This window comes from Ruegeria sp. CK2 (assembly GCF_056536585.1).
This window is the reverse complement of sequence record NZ_JBQFPW010000001.1, coordinates 319,273-339,985: the sequence shown is the minus strand read 5'-3', so window position 1 is coordinate 339,985 and position 20,713 is coordinate 319,273. Positions and strand designations below refer to the sequence as shown.

Sequence of the window (20,713 nt, the reverse complement as noted above, 5' to 3'; positions counted from 1 at the left end):
TTCTTTTGGCGCGCCAGCACGTGTGCTGCTGATCATCAAACGTGATCAAGGACGCCAAATATGCTACTCTTAGCTCACCATCTGCATGTTTTACGTGCCAAACACTTATTCATATTGAGGTGCATGTCATAGGCACTGCACCGATTGCATTCGGAGGTGACGATGCCAGGCGGCGGCAAAGGCGGAGGTGGCAGAAGCACCGTAAACGTCAACAACGGACCTATTTCAATCGATTCAGATACCGATGCGGATGTCACGGTAAATGGTCTCGATGATATCGGTGTTACGCTCAATGGTGGAGCGAACCCGATCAAGTCTGAGACCAAGCTTGAGGGCGGGGATCCGATCAAAACGGAAAGCCTTCAGGACATCAAGATTTCTGAGCCGATAGTCACCGAAAGCTCAAGCGATCTGACGCTCGAGATCAAGCCGCTGTCGATCGATGTGAAACCGGTGGCATTGGATTTCTGCACCACGGTTAACTACGGTAAGCTGCCCACCGGCATCATCTGCCAACCGTACCACCACCATATCGGCGTGACCTATATGGGTGTCGAGTATTACGGCGTGACCTATAGCGGTGAAAGCAAGCAGATCTACGAAGAGTTGCCCTTCCGTCCTTCGGTCCAGTTACCGGCGCAAAGTTCGGCACCGTCGTCGGGGCATGCCACAGCCGGTAAGCAACCCAGTTCTGGTGGTGTGAAAATCCATATCAAGTAGGCGCGACATGGCAACGGCATCAAAGAAAACAACCTCAGACGTCAAACTTGTTGAGCCGCTTGTTTTGATTGGCGAACCGAGTGCGTTGTGCGGCACTCTGAACCTTGAGAACGCGGGTGCTGAACGAAAGGCACTGCGCGATCTTAAGTTGACCCAGGTGCCAGCAAAGGGGGGAAGGGGTACAAAAACCAAGGTATCTGAACCGGCCTTGGCCGTTGATTTGCCACGCGTCAAAATTCGAGCCGGCGCCAGAAAAGCTGTACCTTTGACCGTTGCCCTGAAACCGTCGACGCCACCCGGCATATACACGATGTCATTTCCCTTAGACGGCGCGGACCATCAGGCCCAAGTCATCGTAACCGAGGTCGTCGATTTTGAGGTTTCACCCCCCGAAGTGTTTGTGGTGGGAAAGAAAGGTGCAAAGGTCGAAAAGCTGATGGCCTTTCAAAACCATGGCAACGTTCCTGTCACCATTCCGGCAATCGGAGCCGTGCAACTTGATCTTGACGAGATACACTGCCGGGCACAGCGGGCGACGCTCAAGAAGCTTGAAGATACGGAACGTACCTTGGACGATGTGATGCGCGCCATGTCGCTCAGTTATGAGGCTGAGCTGGCGAGTTTCGCGCCGCTTAAGGTCACCAACGAAGCCATTACGCTGGAAGCGGGTCAGGCAGCATCACAAATCTGGACCTTTCAGATCCCGAGCAAGATTCCAGTCCGCGTCGAGACCACTGCATTCATACGGATTCTTTCGGAAACTGTGACGGCACGCATTTTGGCTGTCTGAAGGTTCCTCTATCCGCGCTTAGGAGGCAAGAACATGCAAAAAACGATGACACCCCCCGGTGGCAGCTATGCCCGAAAACCCGAGGTGTTCTATGCATATTGCTATCGCACGCAGAGCATGCGGATGATGGATATTGACGACTACCTCTGCAGTCTCCGCGAAGGGTACACGCAGCTGCAGGCCTACTACTCCACCGCACTTTATGGGGTGCCGGGCGTGCAGTATTCTCCAAAACAGTGTGGATGCGACTACGGGTGTGAGTGCTGTGACAGCCCGCGCGTTTACGACAGCTGCTGCGAGTGCTGTATTTGTGATGGAGACGTATTGATCGAAGCTAGGTGTTCTGAACGGCGCGTCATCTCGATTACGTTTTCCAATGACAGCCGGCGAACACGAGACGTGGCACTTTCACTAAGCAGTTTCACAACGGCAAGCGGGCGCGATCTTGGGTGGAATGCTTCTTTGTCCGAAACCAAATTCACGTTGGGACCTTGCGAGGAAAAAGTTATTTCGCTCGCTGTCAATATCGATTGTTCTGTGTTCCACAAAGACCATGGCACGGGCAAATCCTCGAAAGATCGCGAAGAGAAAGACGATCAACGTCGTCACGATGTGGACCGCTGTGAAGTCGCTTATGCGCGCGTTAACGCGGATGGGTGCATCAACCGGCCCGTTCTTGTCGCAGTCGCCGTTCTGCCAAATCAGTGCGACAGCCATATTTCCACCTGTAAGTGCGATTGCTGCTGACCTGAGACCAAGCTAACAGATCGGAGCCTGTATTTGCGCCCCATTTTCGATAGGCGGTATCCTACTAAAAACGTTTGTCACCCCGCGTGATGTTGTTGCTGGTGCGAGCAAGGTCCAGGTGGCCAGGAAGGTGCGTGCGAACCAAGGCCGTCGTTGGCTATTGGGAGAATCCCGGCCAATAATCGCCCAGGCTTTTGCCCAAAAGATCTGAAAGCCCGGCATTTCGGTCCGATAGATGCTGGCGCAGGTAGTCGCACGTTTTGGGCCGCATGTCCGACGGCGGTCTATCCTGCGTTAGAACCCGCTTTTCGACGAAATGATACCAACGACGGTACGCTTTGTGACCGATGGCAGACATGGCGCCACCGAAGCCATCGAAATGGCGGGCGTAGCGATAGCGCACCAAAATCTTGCCCACGCGATTCAGGCGAAGCAGCGTACTTGTTCGGGTCGGATACTCTGTTCGATTGTGCCAGGTTTCCACCTTTGCGACCGGCATCGGTGAAAGCCCGAGAAATGTGGTAACACCATCCATCGCGGCCTGCTGATCGGCCTTGAATTCCTCGAACAAGACAACATGCACCCGGTCCTTCCCAAGCGCCGCATGGAATTGCCGTAGGGAGGGGGCATAGGTTGAACCCAACACGATTGAAGGTTCGCTGCTGAGCGCTTTTTCAAAAGACACACAAGTGCGTCCGCTGCGCAGAAGATGCCAGTATTGCGAAAAAGCGCGCCGGACCGGATCTCGCAGCATGAAAATTACTTTTGCATCCGGGTTCATTGCTTTGATGCGAAACGCTGCGACATCGGACATCAGGTAGGTTGTTGAATCCTCGCCCGTAAGGCATCCATCGGGCGCATCAGAAAAGCGATTTTGATACCAGTCCTTCAGCGCCGGGTCGCCGGGAGAACGTGCAACCAGATCGTCACCCTCGATCCCCAGGAAATCACCGTGTGCAATGGGATCGTCGGCATCAAAGAAGTACAACTCGTTTTTGGCCATCCAGACGTCGGGGTGTTGATCCAAAACTTGATGCAGTGAGGTTGTGCCGCATTTCGGAGCTCCTCCTATGATGAAATCCGGTATTGCCAAAATCATTGCCTCCTATTCGATCATCGGGCGGAAGAGGGTTGAAAGCTAAGACGCAGCAATCTGGCTTACCAATTCGGTTCGGGGCGCTGATTGCAGGGTTCGACACCGCTCCAGAAACTCGGCGTTTTGCAAATCTTCGTTGTAGTCATGCTCGACTTTCTTGCGGGCGGCCGTGGCCAAAGCCCCTACGTTTTGGGGGTTTTGCGCAAGGAACAGGATATTCTGACACAGCTCTTCTGCGTTGTGTTCATCAGACAGTAGCCCGGTCTCATGATGGGTGACCAGTTCGGGTATGCCGGAATGGCGCGTTGTGCATACCGGGGTTCCAAGCGCCATCGCCTCCATCAAGGTAACTGGTATGCCTTCCTGGTCACCATCCTTTGCCGTGCAGCTTGGGGCGAGCAAGACATCCGCATTGGTAATCCGTTTCAGGGCATCTTGATGAGGCAGGGCACCGAGAAAACGAACGCGATCTTGCAATCCGTTACGCGTCACCTGATCTTGCAGTTCCGATGTCAGCGGACCGTCGCCGCCAATGTCGTAACGCCAGCCGATCTCGGGGTGGTGTTGGTGCAGCAACACCAGCGCGTCGATTGCGGTCTTCAACCCCTTTTTCTCCACCAACCGGCACAGGCTAAACAGGCGCAAAGTCGCGTCGACTTTGGGTGCTGTATAAGCGTATCGAGACACTGGAATGCCAAGGTGCCGGGTTTCGACGCGCGTGTCGGGGGCGCCGCACTCAACAAGACGCTTTGCGAATTGTTCGTTGACGGTGACATGGAGATCGCCCTGCGTGAAGAGATCCCGGTATCGCGCCAACCTATCGCGCTGATGCTCGACACTCACATCCCGGCCGTGAAAAACCGTCACCAAGGGTGGGCGATGTTTCCAGCCCTTTTGCGCGCGTGCCACCGCAGCGCCGCGATACCCGAAATGTGCAATGACAACGTCTGCATCAATCTGTCGCCGCCATGCAGATCGATCCATCCGCGCGGCCATTCGGTCCGCCAAATTTCTTGGGATGGCCTGCAACAGGCTTGGTCTTGTCGGGGGCCAAACGACAATTCGAACGTCGGTCAGCAACGCCTTTTCTTCATCCGAAAGTGGCGTCTCGGCTTCGAACGTTTTGCAGGCCACCGTCACTTGATGTCCCTGTGCCACGGCATACATCGCCTGTGAGGTGACAAACGTCTGTGACACCGATGGAAAGTTCGAGACACAAAAGCAGATGTTCACGGGTCGGCTCCGATTTCGTTGGATTTGTCAATTCAGGCTGAGCAGCGGACACTTTGTCGCGAAACAGCCCTGTTCAGTACCGACAGGAACGCCTCATGCTGGCGTTTGAAATCGAGTTCGGGGCGTTTGGCGTAGTCCAATGCTGTTTTTGACAGATCGTTGTAGGCATCTTCGTTCGACCACAGCTTGCGCAGCGCATCGACCCACTCCTCGGTCGGTGCATCATGGGGCAGAACGATGCCGCCGGGTCCGATGGCCTGACTCAGCCCCCCTCGGTTCGAACCGATCACGGGGATACCACTGCAATGGGCCTCGGACGCAACGCGGCCCCAGGCTTCTTCCCACTGGCTTGGCGCCAGCAGTACCTTTGTACGCCCATAGACCTTCGACATATCTGACGTTCGGCTCATAAACGTGACGTTGGGCAGCTCGGCAATTTCGGCCATGATTTGTTTGAAAAGACCGTCCCAAAGTGTCCAGGCCTCGACAAACAGGAACGGAATATCCGGGCAGGCACGCGCCATTTCGCGCGCAACCTCATACCCTTTTTTTGGATGTATGTTGATAAGCGTCGCGAATTCTCTGGTGGTGTCGCATCTATATTCTTCAAAATTGATGGTTGGCGTAATCACCGCGCAATCGATCCTGTAGGCGTCGTGGTAGGCCCCCGCTGTAAAGTTTGAATTGGCGATGAAACTTGCGCCAGGGATCATACTTACATCCCCTTCGTTTTCGTCAAACTCAACGTTGCGCAGATATAGAACAACAGGCAGGCCGAGTTCTGCAAACTCCATACCCAAGCGGGCTGAATGTCGAGTTTGGATGACCACGACATCGGGTCGGAAACGATCGACGGCTGCGGAAATTCGGGCCGGGTCCACGGGTTCCCAGGTGCGCATGACCTCGTAACCCTGACTGTGGTCGATACTGAACGGGCGACCGGTGATCTTGCGCTGGGCTCTCATCCGAAACCCAAAGAACCCACGACCAGAAAAGCCGCAATACACGGCGCATTCATGACCTTGGGCAATGCTCTCGCGGATCAAATGATCGGTGCTGTTCTGGGTGCCGCCGCTGGCTTCGGGCAACCAGCCATTTCCACCCGCAAATAGAATTCGCATTTTCATACCCTTGCAAATGGGCGCAGGCATACTGCGCGCTTTGAATTGTGGTGACGGGCGAGGCCGGTATGCTGATTCATCAATGATCTGCCCCGTCTGTTGGCCGGGTTACGAGAGGCTGGATTGGCAAGGTTGCGCACCAAGTTTTGCAAGCATCCGAATGTAGTTCGACATCCGACGCGTAAAGATGTTGGATCTTGTCGACACCAGATTGTGACAGGTCGGACTTTTGCGTTCGTGATCCGGTGGTCTTGTTCGCATGCAATAGCAGCCCCGAGGGCACGCCAGTCAACTTAGTCAGCCCCTCGGCCATCTTGTGAAATGGGATCAACGCATCGACCATCACGGTATCACCGTCACAGATGTAGTCCGATTGAGGTCGAAAATGGAAAAACCTCATGGTCGTTTTGCGAAAGGCTTTTTGTGTCCAAAGCCGGTTCAGGAAGTCATCGACCGGTTGCGTCCCGATCATTCTGGATCCGAACTGTCGGTCTTGTGCGTTGCGTCCACCGGATTTCAGATAGTCATAGGCAGACAAAAACCGGTCCACAGGGTCCCTAAGGATCGCGATCTTGGGTAGCTGTTGCCATGCCCTTGGACATTCCGACTTTACATCGTTCCACGTCCTGTGCCGCACGCGGTACCCAAACAAAGCGTCTTCGACAGACGTACCGGCATTCTTAGGTATGTGTATTAGGATAAGGCCGCGCCTCAGATAGACATCTTCAAGCTGCGGGTCGGGCTTGGGCTGTAAGCGATCAATCATTCGGCTGGGCATCATACGCCAACCTATCTCGGTGCTAATCCGCGTCAGCGTCTGCATCGCGTAGCCTCCGGCATCCGGGCTGCGCAACCGGCACAAAAGCGTGGTGCAGTGGGTTTCATAGAATACATCATGCGGGCCTCTTGTCCGCGCGTTTTTTCATTTGCTGCAAGGCTTTAACTGCCAACCCTTTCACCTCGCCCAGGGTGTCGCGGCCATAGGCACTGAAGGTCAAAAAGACTGCAAACGCGGCATAGCTTATCGTGGTTCCGGCAAGGAGCTTTGCAAACGCGTGATTGGGCAATGAGGCTTGCGTAACCAAAATGATCACGTAACAAACGAGGCCGGCACAGAATACCGGCAGAATTCGCCGCAGGATGCTATCCCGACCAACTGGTCCTTTGCGGGTTACAAGCAGCCAAAGGGGAAACAGTTTCAGCATCGTGACTGCGGCATAAGCCATCGCAAACTCACGGACGCCGAATTGCACCCCCCAGACGAATGCTGCACAGGTGACAGTCGCAGACGCAAAGCCCCACCATGCCATTTCGGTGGTGCGCCCCTGACTGACAAATAGCCACCCGGTTGGGTTTGCCAACGGTTGCGCCAAGGCGGCAATGCCCAAAGCTGCGAAGATCGGGGCGCTTTCCGTCCATTGCGCGCCGAGCAAAAACGGAACGGCTGTGTCCGCCATTCCCGTCAACGCGGCGACGCCGGGCAGGATGGCAAGCTGCATCAGCCCGAAGACGCGAAAAAACGCGTGGGTGTAACGGTGCGGTTCGTCCTGCATCCGTGACAGAACGGGTACCATAACCTGAGACAAGGGCTGAGCCACACGGTTCAACGGAAACAGGATCAGTTTGTACGCCCGATCATAGAACCCAAGCGCCGAACCACCCCAGACGCGCCCAATCAAGATACTGTCGAGGTTGCGTGACAGGAAATTCGCCAGCTTGAACCCCGTCACTCCGGCGCCAAAGCCCAAAAGATCGGCAGTCCCAGCTGCGATGCTAGGGCGCGATGGGTGCCAAGGGACCCAAGCCCACACCAACAGAGCGCCGAGAACGCCACCGGCCAGAGTACCGGCAACCAGCGCCCAGGGTGTTGGTGAGACCAACGCCCAAATGATCGAAACAACCAAAGAAAACACGGCGATAATGCTGGCGTTGATCGCAATTCGACCAAAGCCCATATTGCGATTGAGCAGAGCAAAGTGCTGCGCCCCAAGTGCTGTGACGACCATGTTCAGGGCCATGATTCTGACCAGCCATATCAATTCGGGTTCTTTGTAGAAATCAGCAATCAGCGGTGCCAGAAGGATCAGCAAGACTGTTAGTGTCAGGCTGACGCCCAAATTGATCCAAAACAACGAGTTTAGCTGTCCATATGTCAGAGTCCGTTTCTGGATGACCGCCTGTAGCAGACCCATTTCCTTGAACAGCGTCAGAAATGCGATAACCGGGCCGATCATAGCAATCAGACCGAAATCAGCGGGCTTGAGCAGTCGCGACAGGATGAGAACCGACCCGAACTGACACCCGACCATCACCAGTTGGCTCAGTGCGGCGTAGAGGCCACCTTGAACGACGGTTCCGCCGTAGGTGTCATGGGCGACGGTTTCCACCACCTCACGAGGATCACGTTGAGCCATGCTTTAGGACTTTCTGCCAATTTGACGTCGCAAGAATTGCATGGAGCGGGGAGGTGTGCCCGCCCTTTGCACGCGCAGCATCTTTTTCAGCAACTTCCCGCCAAACGGGTGCCCTCAATGGCGGAAAACGTTCTATACGTAACAAACATGATGCAAGACTTGGGCATCCAGAACTGATGCGTATTTGATTTGTGACTTGCTGACGGATTCATCTTATGGACGATTTTTCGCTCATTCTAAAGCGGGTGACGGCTCGGTTTTGCCGGTTCGGGAGCGCGTTTTAGACAAGCCTCGCAACGTCAACCCAGCTGCGGCACAAAAGCGTAAGCATATCTGCGATGAGATGTTCGATCGATGCCCACGGACAATACAAGCGGGACTGAAGTAACCTTCGAGCAAGGCAACTGCTCTGGCGTGAAACGGCACGTTTTGTATCTGGCGCATGATCTGGATGACGCCGCCATTTGGCGCCGGGTCGATATGCTTAGAGCAGGCGGTGCCGACGTCAGTGTTGTCGGATTCCGACGACGCTCAGGGCCCTTGCCCGAAGGTGCTTTGGTGCTGGGCCAGACCCATAATGGCAAGATGTTGCAACGCGTCTTTTTGGTTCTGAAACTTCGTCTTCGGCTGCACGCGATTGTCAGAAACGTGCCACCTGTGGATGCAATCCTCTGCAGGAACCTTGAGATGCTGGCGCTTGCAGTACCGTTGCTTCGGGTTCTGCGATCAACTCGGCCGGTCTCATTGGTCTACGAGGTCCTCGATATTCATCGCCTTATGGTTGGCCAATCAATCAAGGCGCAGGTAATGCGCTGGATTGAACGCCGACTGTGCCGGAAGGTGGATCAAATTGTCGTTTCTTCTCCGGCCTTTCAGCGAGAGTACTTTGTTCCAGTCCAGCGCAGCACGGCTCCGATCCTCTTGGTTGAAAATAAGGTGGTTGCGCAGAGCGACGACCCATCTGGAACCAGCGGTCGATCAACGGGTGCAGTTCAAGCTGTGCTTCGCATCGGTTGGTTCGGAATTCTAAGGTGTCGCTTTTCTCTGCGATGCCTGGATACCCTCACAAGAGCCAATCCGGGACGCTATAGGATTGTGTTGCGCGGACGTCCCGCGCTTGATGAATTGCCCGACTTCCATGATGTCGTTGAGGGTAACCCGGATTTGGTGTTCGAAGGTCCATACTCCTACCCGAATGATCTTGCTGTGATCTATCGGGACGTGGATCTTGCCTGGATGATCGACCGCTACGATTCCGGCGGCAATTCGGATTGGCTTTTGCCAAACCGCCTGTATGAAAGTGGACTGAACGGCGTGCCGCCCATCGCACTCGCCGGAACAGAAACAGCGCACCTTATGGGCGAACTTGGCATTGGTCTGATACTGGAAAAAGCAGATGACGCGTCGGTGATCTCGGCAATGGAGCAAGTGTCACCTGAGATTGTGGATCATTTGCACCAAATGCAACACGCTGTACCACCAGACGTTTGGCAGGTTACCCGGCAGGATGCGTGCGACCTTGTTGCGGCAATCACTGAAAAGCAGCCATTCAAAGCGTCAGAAAGCATCAATACAGCGCAAGATGCGGTGCTGATTGTCATTCCGACCTTTAACGAAGCTGAGCATATCGCGGGTGTTGTAGATGGGCTGACCGTCTTTCTTAAACGCAGACGCGAACAGGCAGCGCATACGCGTTTGGTGATCGCTGATGGCGGCTCAACGGACGGGACGCAAGACATTGTCAGGGACAAAATCGCAGCCTTGCCACACTATGACATACGGCTGCTGGACAACCCCGCCCGATATCAGAGTGCCGGAGTGAACGCGGCCTGTGCCCGGTATGGTGAGGGTATGGACTGGTTGGTCCGCCTCGACGCGCACTCCAACTACCCGGTCGACTACATTAATATCTTGCTGGCTGAGGCGGGCCGGACCAAGGCGGCCAGCGTCGTCGTCCCAATGCACGCAGTTGGTGCGACCCTGATACAGCACGCCATCGCCGTGACGCAGAACGCTCGTCTTGGAAACGGCGGGTCGGCGCATCGAACCGGCGGTTTCGGGCGGTTCGTCGATCATGGGCATCACGCGCTTATGCGTCTTGATGCTTTTAGGTCAGTCGGCGGGTATGATCCGCGGTTTTCGCACAATGAGGATGCCGAATTGGATAGGCGCCTGACGCAGTCGGGGCATCGGATTTGGCTGACGTCAAACACGCGGCTTGAATACTTTCCACGGAGCACCATCACCGCATTGTTCCGTCAATACTTCAATTTTGGCGGGGGCAGGGCGCGGACGATGTTGAAGCACCGTCAGATGCCGCGGCTGAGGCAGGCTGTGATGATCGGTATCGCTCCACTATTAGGGCTGGCCGCTCTGGCCCCAATCGCCCCAGTCTTTGCATTGCCTGCAGTGATTTGGATCTCAGCCTGTCTGATCTCGGGCGCGGCACTCGCCGCTACGAAGCGTAAGATTTCGGCGCTGGGTGCTGGTCCGATTGCGATTGTTATGCATCTGGGTTGGTCGGCTGGCTTCTGGAAGCAGCTGCTATTGCGCCCATCGGATGTTCAGTTCGGCGACGTTCCAATTTCCAACACTCAGAAACCCGCGATCCCTTTGGAGCATATCGCTGTTGGCGTTTGTACGTATCAACGTACTAGCCTGATGGATACGTTAACAACGCTTGAACATCAGAACCTTCCAAACGGCACGAAACTATCGATCATTGTTGTCGATAATGATGCGTCACCCAGCGCACGCAGCATTGTCGATGAATTCGCTGCGGCCTCACGTCACCAAGTGATCTACCGATTTGCGCCTGCCGGAAATATCGCGATTGCACGCAATGCTGCACTGGAGGAGGCTGAACTCCAAGGTTTGCGTGCCTTTGCGTTCATCGATGACGATGAGCTGGCTCCGCCGAACTGGCTCAGTGATCTTGTTGTGCGCCTAGCAGATGCCGATGCAGACGTTGTGGTCGGGCCAGTTCGCGCAGGGTATGGACCAGAGGCACCACGTTGGATGCGCGCGCTGCGCATTCACGACACAACACCAGAACTCGGGGCTGATGGCCGACCAATTGCGGGTCATAGCTGCAACGTCATTATGGATCTCGGTAGCGATGCTCTGGCGGGCCGACGTTTCGATTTGGATCGGGGCGTATCAGGGGGCGAAGATACTGCGTTCTTCAAAGAAGCTGTTGAACATGGCGCCCGGATTGCATTCGCCCCGCATGCTCAGCTTGAAGAGCCGGTAACGCCGTCGCGAGCAACCATGTCGTGGCTGATGCGGCGACGGTTCCGAATGGGGCAGACACATGGAAGTCTGTTGCGCCAGCACGGCCGAGGTAGCGTGCGCCTGAGGGCTCTGCCACTCGCGGTTGCCAAGGTGATTTACTGTGTTTTTTTCGCGCTGATTACTGCGCCAAGTGCCGCGCGGCGCAATGCAAACCTGCTGCGTGGCGCGCTACATTGCGGAACTATCGCGTCTTTGATTGGGGTTCAAGATATCACGGTCTATGGCGAGGCCAGCGAAAAGGCTTAGGTGGCTTCGACCTGAACGGGACTGGTTGTCCACGCTATGAAGGCAGCGTTAGCGCAACTGTTTCGCACCCCCCGCTTGATTGTTTACATTTTTGCCACAACAGGGCCTAGAATTGAGTGGTCGTCTGGGGTGTTTTTGCTGTACTCTGCATCAAATGGTGGGGGAATGGGGCGTTAAATTGAGCCTCCGCCAATAGGGGAAACGATGCAGTTACCGATTTTTGTTGCAGGACTTTTTCTGTCTGTTCTTGTGTCAGCAGTGATTGGATATGCGGCTGGATTCAGCTCGGCTCAGCTGGTTCTGTTTGTCATCGCGGTCACTGTCTTGCTGCAACTGGTCTACGTCCTTGTTGTTGCGCTGTTGGCGGTTGACAGAAAGCGCAAAACCCAAGCGGCAGATGATCGCGCACCAACCGTGCCGTCCGCGCAAGTGTCCCCAAAGTCGGATGCGTAATTCAGTCACGGTTTCCTAGGGCATCCTGATGAAAAACGGCTCAATTCCGTAGCATCTCAGGCGATTGCACGCTGAAGTGATGTCACTGGTTTGGTTTCACTTGGATGAAGGTACTTTGTGCTTTACGCCGCTTGGAGACAGCCCATCGAAGTCACTTAAGCTTAGCCAGGTCTGATGTCTGCCAGCGTCACCGTCATTATCGCCGCATTTAATGCTCAGGATACGGTATCCCGTGCGATCCGTTCGGCTTTGGCCCAGCCGGAAACGGCTGAGGTTATTGTTGTCGACGATGCATCGCGGGACGCCACATGTGGCGTCGTTGCAGACGAAGCCAAGCGCGACTCGCGTGTTCACCTTATCCTACAAGAGACCAACCATGGGCCCGCAGCAGCGCGCAATAGAGCGCTAGATGTTGCAACGTCAGACTATGTGGCTGTGCTGGATTCTGATGATGTATTTCTGCCCCGGCGGCTTGCGCACCTGTTGTCTGTCAAGAACTGCGAAATGGTCGCGGACAATATCGCATTCGTGACACCGGAAAACTTGTCGGAGGCGACAGAACAGGATTGGTCAGTTATTGACCCGAAATTTGCACCGCTAGGCGCAGCAGAGTTTGTACGGGGCAACCTTCGCAATCACGGGATGTCACGCGGTGAGTTAGGGTTTCTGAAACCCGTTCTTTCCCGAGATTTTTTAGAACAGAACAAATTGCGGTATGATTTTTCTTTGCGGCTTGGCGAAGATTACGATCTTTACGTGCGGATGCTGCTGGCCGGAGCGCGGATGCAATTGACACGCCGACCGGGATACGCGGCGGTTGTGCGTTCGAATTCTCTAAGCGCACGTCATGGCGCGTCCGAATTGGCGCAGCTGCATATCGCGCTTCAAGCGCATCTGGACAGCAGGCCGCAATCTTCGGATCTGACTCGCGCCATGCAGCAACATCTGCGGGACACTCGGCGGAAACGGGATCACCGGATATCTCTTGATCTGCGGCGCGAGCAAGGGGTGTGGGCCGCGGTACGCTATCTGATCAGCGCGCGCGATCGCGCTTGGCCTGTAGCACTGCAGATCCTGCGCGATAAGCTGAAGCTTAGTAAAACGGCGGAGGACGCAGCACCCGAGAAGGGATCACGACTGCTGCTATCGGTCGAATAGTCGGCGTGCAGATCAGTCTAGGTGACGTCCAAAACCACATGCCGAGGAACTTTGGCCGTGCCTACATCTTTCTTGCTAAGCGCAAGGCGCGTGGAGCGCCAGTTTGGTAGGTAACCCAAGCCATCCAGCCCAGCGGGGCCGTCAGCAATAACATCGACGGGTCCAGTACTGGCCAGTTTTGCGAGTTTGCTAGCCATGATGCGGCGTGCCACCCAGCCTGATGGATTGACCGGGACGCGTACTACAGTTGGAGGTGCGTCGATCAGATCAATCTGATCTGGAGAGGCCAGCACGATGGTTTTGGGGCTTCCGGTCGATCGGTTGTGCCTGACAAATCCAGCAGGGCGCCAACGGTCGATAAGGCTGTTTGTCAGATCAAGCAACAGCGCCGGGCGACGCCCAAGCCGTCGAATAATATGCCACACCTTTGCAGACTTAGTATCGCTCACAAGGCTCTGATACATCATTGCTCTTTCAAGCCGCGCCCTGCGCTGGTTGAGCAAGGCAATAAGCTCAGCGTCTTTAGGAGCCATATTGGCGGCCAGTTTGGCTATTTTTGTGTGCGCATGTAAAAGGCGCTGCAAGGATGACACCGCAAGACGATGGGACACTGACCCCGAATGGCGCCGGTAAAGGTAGGTCGGGTCCGGCAGTAAAACGAAATTTGCGCCCGCGATCAACAGTCGGAAATACAGGTCGAAATCTTCGCCCAAACGAAGATCTTCGTCGTATCTGAGGGAACGCATTTTTCCCTCACGGATCAATGGCTTCAGATATCCAAATGAAGTAAAACCAGCGATAGCCGAGTCACTGCGGACTAAGTCAGCCACCGCAATAGGCTGCGGCTGTTCGATGTGGCTGGCCTCTAGTAAGGTTTTACCCGCCGTACGTGCGGATCCGAAACATAGCAAATCATCTGCTACTGCATCCGCCCCCATGTCTTGGGCTGCAGTCAACATACGCTCGATCCGCTTCGGGTGGATCAGATCGTCGGCATCGACAATTGCTATCCATTGCCCCTTGGCGGCTTCCAGCCCGGCGTTTCTCGCCCCCGCGGGGCCTCGATTTGTGTCCAGGGCGATTGATCTGAGGCGGGGGTCTGATGCGGCAAGTCGCTGGATGATCTCCAAACTGCTGTCTTCTGATGCGTCATCAACCACAATCAGTTCCAGCTCTGAATGAGATTGATTCAGAACCGAGATTATCGCTGCTTCAAGGTGGGCGGACCCATTGAAGTTTGACATCACGACAGATACCAGGGAGCCGGGCCTGGTTTGCGCTGAGTGCGGTACCGACGTTGCGATGTTTGCCATGATCCTATCGCTCACCTACAAGCCCGTCTGTGATTGAGTTGGGCACGTTCACAGACTGTGGCAAGGCGTTTGCATGTTGTTACGATGTCTCGTCAGAACGCATCGCGGCTGGTAAAGTCTGGGCAAGAATAGCGATGTCTGTAACAGTGCTGACCTTGGTCACATAGGCGCGATCATAGGCCACCCGGCGCTTGTAGGATGTGGTGTTCCGACCATTTACTTGCCACAGACCAGTAATGCCTGGGCGTGCGCGCAGGTAGTAGCGGCTTGATGGCCCGTAGCGGCGCAACTCCTCGCTCAGAACGGGGCGGGGGCCAACAAGGCTCATGTCCCCGCGTAGAACGTTGTAAAGCTGCGGCAATTCATCAAGGCTGAGTTTTCGCAGGACGTGCCCCACTGGCGTGACGCGTGGGTCATCGCGCAGTTTCTGGTTTTTGTCCCACTCAATGCGGGCAATTGGATCGCTTTGAAGGTGCCTTTGCAGAAGGTCATCACCATCCACCGCCATAGTTCTGAACTTGAGACAGGAAAAGGGCTGGCTTCGGTACCCAACCCGGCGGTGCCGATACAGAACTGGCCCCGGGGACGTAATACAAACCAAAAGTGCTAGCCCCGCCATGAGCGGTGACAGTATTACAAGCATGGTAACGGCGATCGCGATGTCGAGCGTTCGTTTTGTCCATCCACCCGCGGGCTCTTCCAGCGGGGCCTGATGAGTCCATACAACATGACGCGGTCGCGACACGGGCGACATAATGCCTTCGGCGGATGCCATTTCTGTCTCGATCGGTTTCATCCCACTTCATCCCTATGTCTTAAGAACTGGCGCCTTGTATAAGCACCGCTGCCACCTAAAGTTGCAAAGACAATCGCCGTAAAACACCAACTGGTGCCGGCGAAAGTGATCCGTGTACAATTTACGCCACTCGTTACTGTATTCTGACACACTGTGGTTAGATGGATATGACAAATGCTGCGATTGCAAACGCCGGTGGCGATTCAAGCAAAGCACCGCCTATGGTTGCTTGGACTTTCGCCGGATTTCCGCACAACCACACATTTTCATCGCTTAACTTTTGACGGATGATGCCACACATGCCCGAATCGAAGGCAATAGATAAACACCTCCCCAACAATCTCCGATACGCAATTCAAAGACTGACTCGCTGACTGAAGATTCACGTTAAACACGAAACGGTGCTGCCGACCAATGGCGATAGGATCACTTGAAAACCAACCTAGCCCGTTGAACCCAACGGTTGGTGATTCAGACACGGCCCTGTTTGGCTCTAGCATACGCAGGGCGCAGGTTGCCTGGGCGGTCGCAACGTACTGTAAGTACGCGCGACACGAAAACTCGGCCGGTTTCAATTCCAAATTGTCGAATTCGAGGTGATCCCGACATGCGCATACTGTTTGGAAGTGCTCATCCCTACTTACCGCAAATGTATGGCGGCGCTCAGGCCAGTACACATGAGTTGGTACAGCGCCTAAGCGCGCGCGGTCACACTGTTGGGGTGTTGAGTGGTCTGACAGGAGAGGGGTGGTTAGGTCTGCGCAGCAGGCTGTTGTTGAAATTAGCAAGGCGCGGCTATGTCAGCGATGAAAGTCTTGGGTATCTCGTGTTTCGGGCCTGGTTTGCACAGGATGTCGTGCATCGTGTTGTGACCGATTTCGAAGCTGATGTTGCGATTTTTCAATCGCGGCTCCCAGTGCCATTGGCACAGTCAATTGACCGAAATGCAACGCGTACCTTCATCTATCTGCGCAACGTCGAAACCGAGGATCTGGGAGGGTCGCTGGAGCAAGTGCCCAACACGGGCTTCATTGCCAATTCGCATTTTACGGCGCAACGGTATGCAGAGACACAAGGTATATCCGCCGATGTCATTCATCCAATGATCGAAGCCGAGAAGTACCGAGTTAGCTCGACCGGTGAGAACGTGACCTTTATAAACCCGCATCCGAACAAGGGTGTCGATATCGCGCTGAAAGTGGCCGAGGCTTGCCCCGAAATCCCCTTTGTCTTTGTGCGGGGTTGGGGCCTGAGCCCCGAGCAGGAAGCCGATCTTCAGAACAACCTGTCGAGGCTTTCGAATGTCACCTTGCGCGCCTCGACCGATGATATGCGGTCTGTTTACAAAAATGCCCGTATCGTTCTTGCACCCAGCCAATGGGAAGAAGCGTTTGGTCGCATAGCGGCCGAGGCGCAGGTTAGTGGCATCCCGGTTGTGGCATCGAAAATTGGCGGGTTGCCTGAAGCCGTTGGTCCTGGTGGTATTTTGTTGGAACCGGACGCACCAGTTGGAGATTGGTTAGCGGCAGTGCGCGGCCTGTGGTGTGACGAACAGATCTATTCCAAACTGTCCAAACTTGCCCTTGAATACTCCAAACGTCCCGAGATGAACCCCGAACGTCAAATTGACAGGCTGGTTGAAGTATTGGACCGCCCCGTTTCGTAAGACCGCCCCCTCAAGACGGAGGCGGGTCAAGCTTTGGTTCGGCTGAGGCGGGCACAGCGGTCTAGTTCGACTGTGGATTTTCAGATTCTTCAGTTGTCAGTCGACGCACCGGGATCGCATCATTGGCAGTCGGAGAGGACAGGATAACCTCTAAGACATCTCCGCCCTGAATCTGATCGTTGCGCTCGACCAAAAACGTAGAGGGCCCCTCGGTGCTGGCTCGGGTGATCTTCATACTCAACGATGCGAGCATCGAAAGCTCGACCAGACCGTTACCCGTGCGCTCGGCTTCGGCAAAAAGCGCCGCTTCGGTCTCCATTTTCACGCGAAGTTCGGAGGTGGCCGCACGCTGGTCTTGAATACCCTGGACCCTTTCCCGGTCACGCTGGTTAGTCAAGTCCAACCGGTCGCGGCGCGTTTCGCTGAGCCGTTGCTCAGCGCTCAGTTGGGCCGTTTCAACTTCGAGCAACCGCACTTGTTGATCCGTCACCGCGCGCTGCAGATTGCTTTCCCGCGTAACCGTAGACAGACCGCGCTCCACAAGGCTGGAGGCGTTATCCAGCTCTTCACTCAGTAAACTCAGCTGTCTTTGCCGCACTTCGATTTGTTGTTGAAGCCGCGTGATCCGCTCCAGAAGCAAGGCTTCCAATTCTTCGATTTGTGCAAGGTTGGATGCGAAGGCGGATTGTTCGGACGCCATGATCTTGCGCTCTTGCTCGATCAGTTCGGCACCCAAAGGGGACGACGTTAGCTCTTGTGGCGCTACGAACTCTGTTCCGGCTTCCTCAGCTTCCAATCGCGCGAGCCTCGCCAGACGGCGCATAAGCTCAAGCTCCATCACCCGGTAGTTGCCGAGGGCGCTCAACGCGTTGCGTTCGCCCCGCACTAATGCTGAAGACGCATCGTCTATACCGCCCGAAAGGCTGAGAGCCTGAAGCACCGTCATACCTGGTACATGCGAATACGCGCCCGGGGATTTGACGTCGCCGAGTATGTAAATCGGTGCATATTCGGCAATTGTTACGATGACCTGTAAGTCGCTGCGCAAACCCATACGGTCCTGAATGCGCCCGGCCAAGTCAGCGCCAAGTTCATCAGGTGTCATTCCGGCGGCCTGCACGCTGCCGACAAGAGGCAGCGCGACCGCGCCAGATGCACTAATCAGGTAGGTTCCGGCCACTGCGTCCCAAGGCAAGAATACTTCGTCGACCGGATCCCACTTGCCGATACGGATTTCCAGCGTTTGTTGCGGTCCAAGAGTCTCAGCGCTCATCGCCCCGGTATCAGATGTTGATTGGGCGGCTGCGTTGCCTGACAATAGAACGACAACGGCAAGCGAAACAGAAAAGCTGCATATGATGCCCTGCAGAGTTTGAGGTAGAACGTCTCTAAGCATTGATCTTGACCTCCTCATAGCTGCCGGGGCTCATGTATCGCCGTGCCTTTGTCAGGTTTGCGTCTTCTAGAATTGTTGTCGCCAAAGCATCGCTGAATTTGGGATGATCAAGCAGCGCGTCCGAGACAAAGCTTGGCAGGATTTTACCCCATGGGATGCGCAAGACGGTCATGTCGTATGCCCAGGCGTGGGGATCAGATTGGTCCGCATGGCTCAGCGGGTTCAACGCCACCAACACATAACTGAACTGTGCGCGCAGATCGCTTGTGAGAATGTCTTGTGCGGTGTCATCAGAACCGCTTGCCGCATTTTCGAGCATGTGGTCCATGATGCTTTGCATGCTGGCGGTTTCCACACCATTTGGTGTGGCCGCAGGCAACAAGCCCTGTGATACGCCTTCGTAAACAACCAAAACTTTGCGAGTGCCCGCGCGAGACAGTCGATTGGCCAGTTCCAACGGCAAGTCCTGTGTTTTCTGTAGATCAGGCGTCAAAGGAGCCATACCGATCAGCAAGCCAGAACCTGACTGACTGTTGGCTTCGCAAACCTGTGCCAGCCTCTCAACTGTACGGGCATGTGCGTTAGCCGCTGCAGCGTCTCCCAGTGTCTTTGGGTCCGGCAGCATACCAAGGCAGGTCACTCCGGCCCCTTGCCTCAGTTCAGATACGGTCCGAGCAGGTTTTGGGCTCAGCTCCCGCGCAGCACCCGCCAATGCGCCCAACAATCCGCCCAGTAAGGCTCCGGTGAACAACATCGCCTTTTTCCGAGGGCTGGATGGATCCTTGGGCAATTCCGCAGGAGAGATGATTTTGATCGATGCAATTGGGAAATTCTGCTGCTGCATCGTGACTTCCAGCCGGGCAAGATAGTCGCGATAGACCTGTGCATAGGTTTCCGAAATAGCTTCTAGTTGCTGCAACCTGCCGCGAAGGGCCACGTTCACATCGGATGTGCCCGTCAACGCAGCAAGATCCGACCGCAGCGATTGCTCGCGACCCAGAGCCATATTGTGAGCCACACGGGCGGTTTGTGTCGCCTGTTCCAGCTCTACCTTCAGGGTATCGGCCAGAATTTGAATGCGGGTGTTCAGTTGTTGCGCCTGAGGGTGTTCCTCTCCGAATTGGTCGACAATCTGACGATAGCTTTGACTGGCATCCAGATACTCCCGTCGAACTGTTTCACTTGCGCCGTCAACAAGGCCTTCGACAAATGGAACCGCGATGAAATCGGCATCATTCGCTGCGCGTTCCGACAAGGAGACCAGGCTTTCCAGATACGCTTCCGCCTCGGCTGCAGCGGCGGATGCGTTGACAAGTTCACTGGCCAGTTCCGATTGCTGCTGTTCCGTCAGAAGATCACCGCGCACTTGCACCAGATCGTTTTCAGTGCGGAATGCCTGCAGGGCCGAGGCCGCATCAATCGCCTTCTGTTCCAAAACCTCAAGGCGTTCGCGCAGCCAGGCTTCGGCCTTGGCCGCAACTTCGTTTGTCGTCACTAGTTGAAAGCCTTCATAAGCTAGGCCGTAACCACGCGCGATTGAGGCCGCGCGCGCGGGATCAAAGTCTGAGAACCCGATTTCGATCACAAGGCTCCGGCCAGACCGTGAGACAGACAACCGGTCGCGCAATATCCGAACGGCTCGGTCACGGTCTGTCACCTCGAAGTTGAAATTAGGAATAGGGGTGTCTTGTGTATTGGTGTTCCCCTCGCTGTCCCCTTCGTTCTCCGGGTTTGCAGGAGGGTCCGGCGTCAAGAGACGCGCCAAGGGACGGGTCACCGACGAGATCAACCGGTTGGCTTTCTCTGTCAGTCCAAGCGGCGGAGACAGGAAATCGGCGTCCTGATCAAGCTGCAACAGATCGACGACCTGAAAGGCAAGCGCGCGGGATTTGATGATTTCGATTTCGCTCTGCACAGCAGTGTCCGAACGGACAGCATTTGGCAGCGGAGAAACCTCATTGAGCAATTCGCCGCGCTCTTCATCCAGCAAAATGGTTTCGACAGCTGTATAGCGAGGTACAGATCCAAGAATCATGAGCACAGCGATTGTGATGCCGACAAAGGCACATGCCAACGCTAAAGGGATTTGGCGTCTTACGGCCCTCATCATGGCGCCCATATCAACGCGCGGCTCGTCCCGGTATCCGGCAAGCAGATGCGCATTGTCTTTGGTCCAGGTAATGCGCCTTTCTTTCACAGGTTCATTCATATCCGGAACTCCGTGATGGCGTGAGGCAAATGGATGCCGATAGGGCATTGATGTGACCGGA

16 protein-coding genes are annotated in these 20,713 nt (G+C 55.3%); 7 read left to right on the top strand and 9 right to left on the bottom strand.

Annotated features, from left to right (window positions below; translation table 11 throughout):
- The first annotated feature begins 162 nt into the window (after window positions 1–162).
- The 3 genes from ACR0BU_RS01660 to ACR0BU_RS01650 are packed head-to-tail and all read left to right on the top strand — an operon-like array spanning window position 163 to window position 2,257.
- The gene (locus tag ACR0BU_RS01660; RefSeq protein WP_298932809.1) at window positions 163–720 is read left to right on the top strand and encodes a hypothetical protein; all 558 of its coding nucleotides are present in this window, start codon (window positions 163–165) and stop codon (window positions 718–720) included.
- A 7-nt stretch (window positions 721–727) separates the two neighbouring features.
- On the top strand, window positions 728–1,510 hold the full coding sequence (locus ACR0BU_RS01655; protein WP_299078057.1) for a hypothetical protein: 783 nt from the start codon (window positions 728–730) through the stop codon (window positions 1,508–1,510).
- Between the two features lie 33 nt (window positions 1,511–1,543).
- Window positions 1,544–2,257 carry a hypothetical protein gene (locus tag ACR0BU_RS01650; RefSeq protein ID WP_299078060.1) on the top strand — a complete coding sequence of 238 codons (714 nt, stop codon included), beginning with the start codon at window positions 1,544–1,546 and terminating at the stop codon, window positions 2,255–2,257.
- 157 nt (window positions 2,258–2,414) lie between these two features.
- On the opposite strand, the gene ACR0BU_RS01645 is transcribed toward ACR0BU_RS01650, so the two are convergent.
- The 5 genes from ACR0BU_RS01645 to ACR0BU_RS01625 all read right to left on the bottom strand — a co-directional run bounded on the left by ACR0BU_RS01645 (window position 2,415) and on the right by ACR0BU_RS01625 (window position 8,121).
- Entirely contained in the window at window positions 2,415–3,356 is a 942-nt protein-coding gene (locus ACR0BU_RS01645) for a sulfotransferase family protein (protein ID WP_480735090.1), read from the bottom strand.
- Window positions 3,357–3,395: 39 nt separating this feature from the next.
- Entirely contained in the window at window positions 3,396–4,586 is a 1,191-nt protein-coding gene (locus ACR0BU_RS01640) for a glycosyltransferase (RefSeq protein WP_480735092.1), read from the bottom strand.
- A gap of 32 nt (window positions 4,587–4,618) precedes the next feature.
- The gene (locus ACR0BU_RS01635) at window positions 4,619–5,707 is read right to left on the bottom strand and encodes a glycosyltransferase (RefSeq protein ID WP_480735094.1); all 1,089 of its coding nucleotides are present in this window, start codon (window positions 5,705–5,707) and stop codon (window positions 4,619–4,621) included.
- A gap of 79 nt (window positions 5,708–5,786) precedes the next feature.
- The gene (locus ACR0BU_RS01630) at window positions 5,787–6,530 is read right to left on the bottom strand and encodes a sulfotransferase family 2 domain-containing protein (protein WP_299885233.1); all 744 of its coding nucleotides are present in this window, start codon (window positions 6,528–6,530) and stop codon (window positions 5,787–5,789) included.
- A gap of 70 nt (window positions 6,531–6,600) precedes the next feature.
- Entirely contained in the window at window positions 6,601–8,121 is a 1,521-nt protein-coding gene (locus ACR0BU_RS01625; protein ID WP_480735095.1) for a lipopolysaccharide biosynthesis protein, read from the bottom strand.
- 354 nt (window positions 8,122–8,475) lie between these two features.
- Between ACR0BU_RS01625 and ACR0BU_RS01620 the strand changes: the two genes are divergently transcribed.
- From ACR0BU_RS01620 to ACR0BU_RS01610, 3 genes are all read left to right on the top strand, one after another.
- The gene (locus tag ACR0BU_RS01620; RefSeq protein ID WP_480735097.1) at window positions 8,476–11,661 is read left to right on the top strand and encodes a glycosyltransferase; all 3,186 of its coding nucleotides are present in this window, start codon (window positions 8,476–8,478) and stop codon (window positions 11,659–11,661) included.
- 204 nt (window positions 11,662–11,865) lie between these two features.
- Window positions 11,866–12,114, top strand: coding sequence for a hypothetical protein (locus tag ACR0BU_RS01615; protein WP_300067553.1), 249 nt, complete (start codon window positions 11,866–11,868; stop codon window positions 12,112–12,114).
- A gap of 174 nt (window positions 12,115–12,288) precedes the next feature.
- Window positions 12,289–13,272 carry a glycosyltransferase family 2 protein gene (locus ACR0BU_RS01610; RefSeq protein WP_480735099.1) on the top strand — a complete coding sequence of 328 codons (984 nt, stop codon included), beginning with the start codon at window positions 12,289–12,291 and terminating at the stop codon, window positions 13,270–13,272.
- A 17-nt stretch (window positions 13,273–13,289) separates the two neighbouring features.
- Here ACR0BU_RS01610 and ACR0BU_RS01605 read toward each other — a convergent pair whose 3' ends face one another.
- Window positions 13,290–14,585, bottom strand: coding sequence for a glycosyltransferase family 2 protein (locus ACR0BU_RS01605; protein WP_480735100.1), 1,296 nt, complete (start codon window positions 14,583–14,585; stop codon window positions 13,290–13,292).
- Between the two features lie 79 nt (window positions 14,586–14,664).
- A complete protein-coding gene (locus ACR0BU_RS01600) occupies window positions 14,665–15,381 on the bottom strand; it encodes a sugar transferase (protein WP_298932783.1) in 717 nt (238 codons plus the stop codon).
- A 607-nt stretch (window positions 15,382–15,988) separates the two neighbouring features.
- Here ACR0BU_RS01600 and ACR0BU_RS01595 point away from each other — a divergent pair.
- Entirely contained in the window at window positions 15,989–17,047 is a 1,059-nt protein-coding gene (locus ACR0BU_RS01595) for a glycosyltransferase (RefSeq protein WP_480735101.1), read from the top strand.
- A 61-nt stretch (window positions 17,048–17,108) separates the two neighbouring features.
- Here ACR0BU_RS01595 and ACR0BU_RS01590 read toward each other — a convergent pair whose 3' ends face one another.
- Entirely contained in the window at window positions 17,109–18,443 is a 1,335-nt protein-coding gene (locus tag ACR0BU_RS01590) for a polysaccharide biosynthesis/export family protein (RefSeq protein WP_480735103.1), read from the bottom strand.
- On the bottom strand, window positions 18,436–20,652 hold the full coding sequence (locus ACR0BU_RS01585) for a GumC family protein (RefSeq protein WP_480735104.1): 2,217 nt from the start codon (window positions 20,650–20,652) through the stop codon (window positions 18,436–18,438). The genes ACR0BU_RS01590 and ACR0BU_RS01585 overlap by 8 nt, the downstream gene beginning before the upstream one ends.
- Window positions 20,653–20,713 lie beyond the last annotated feature (61 nt).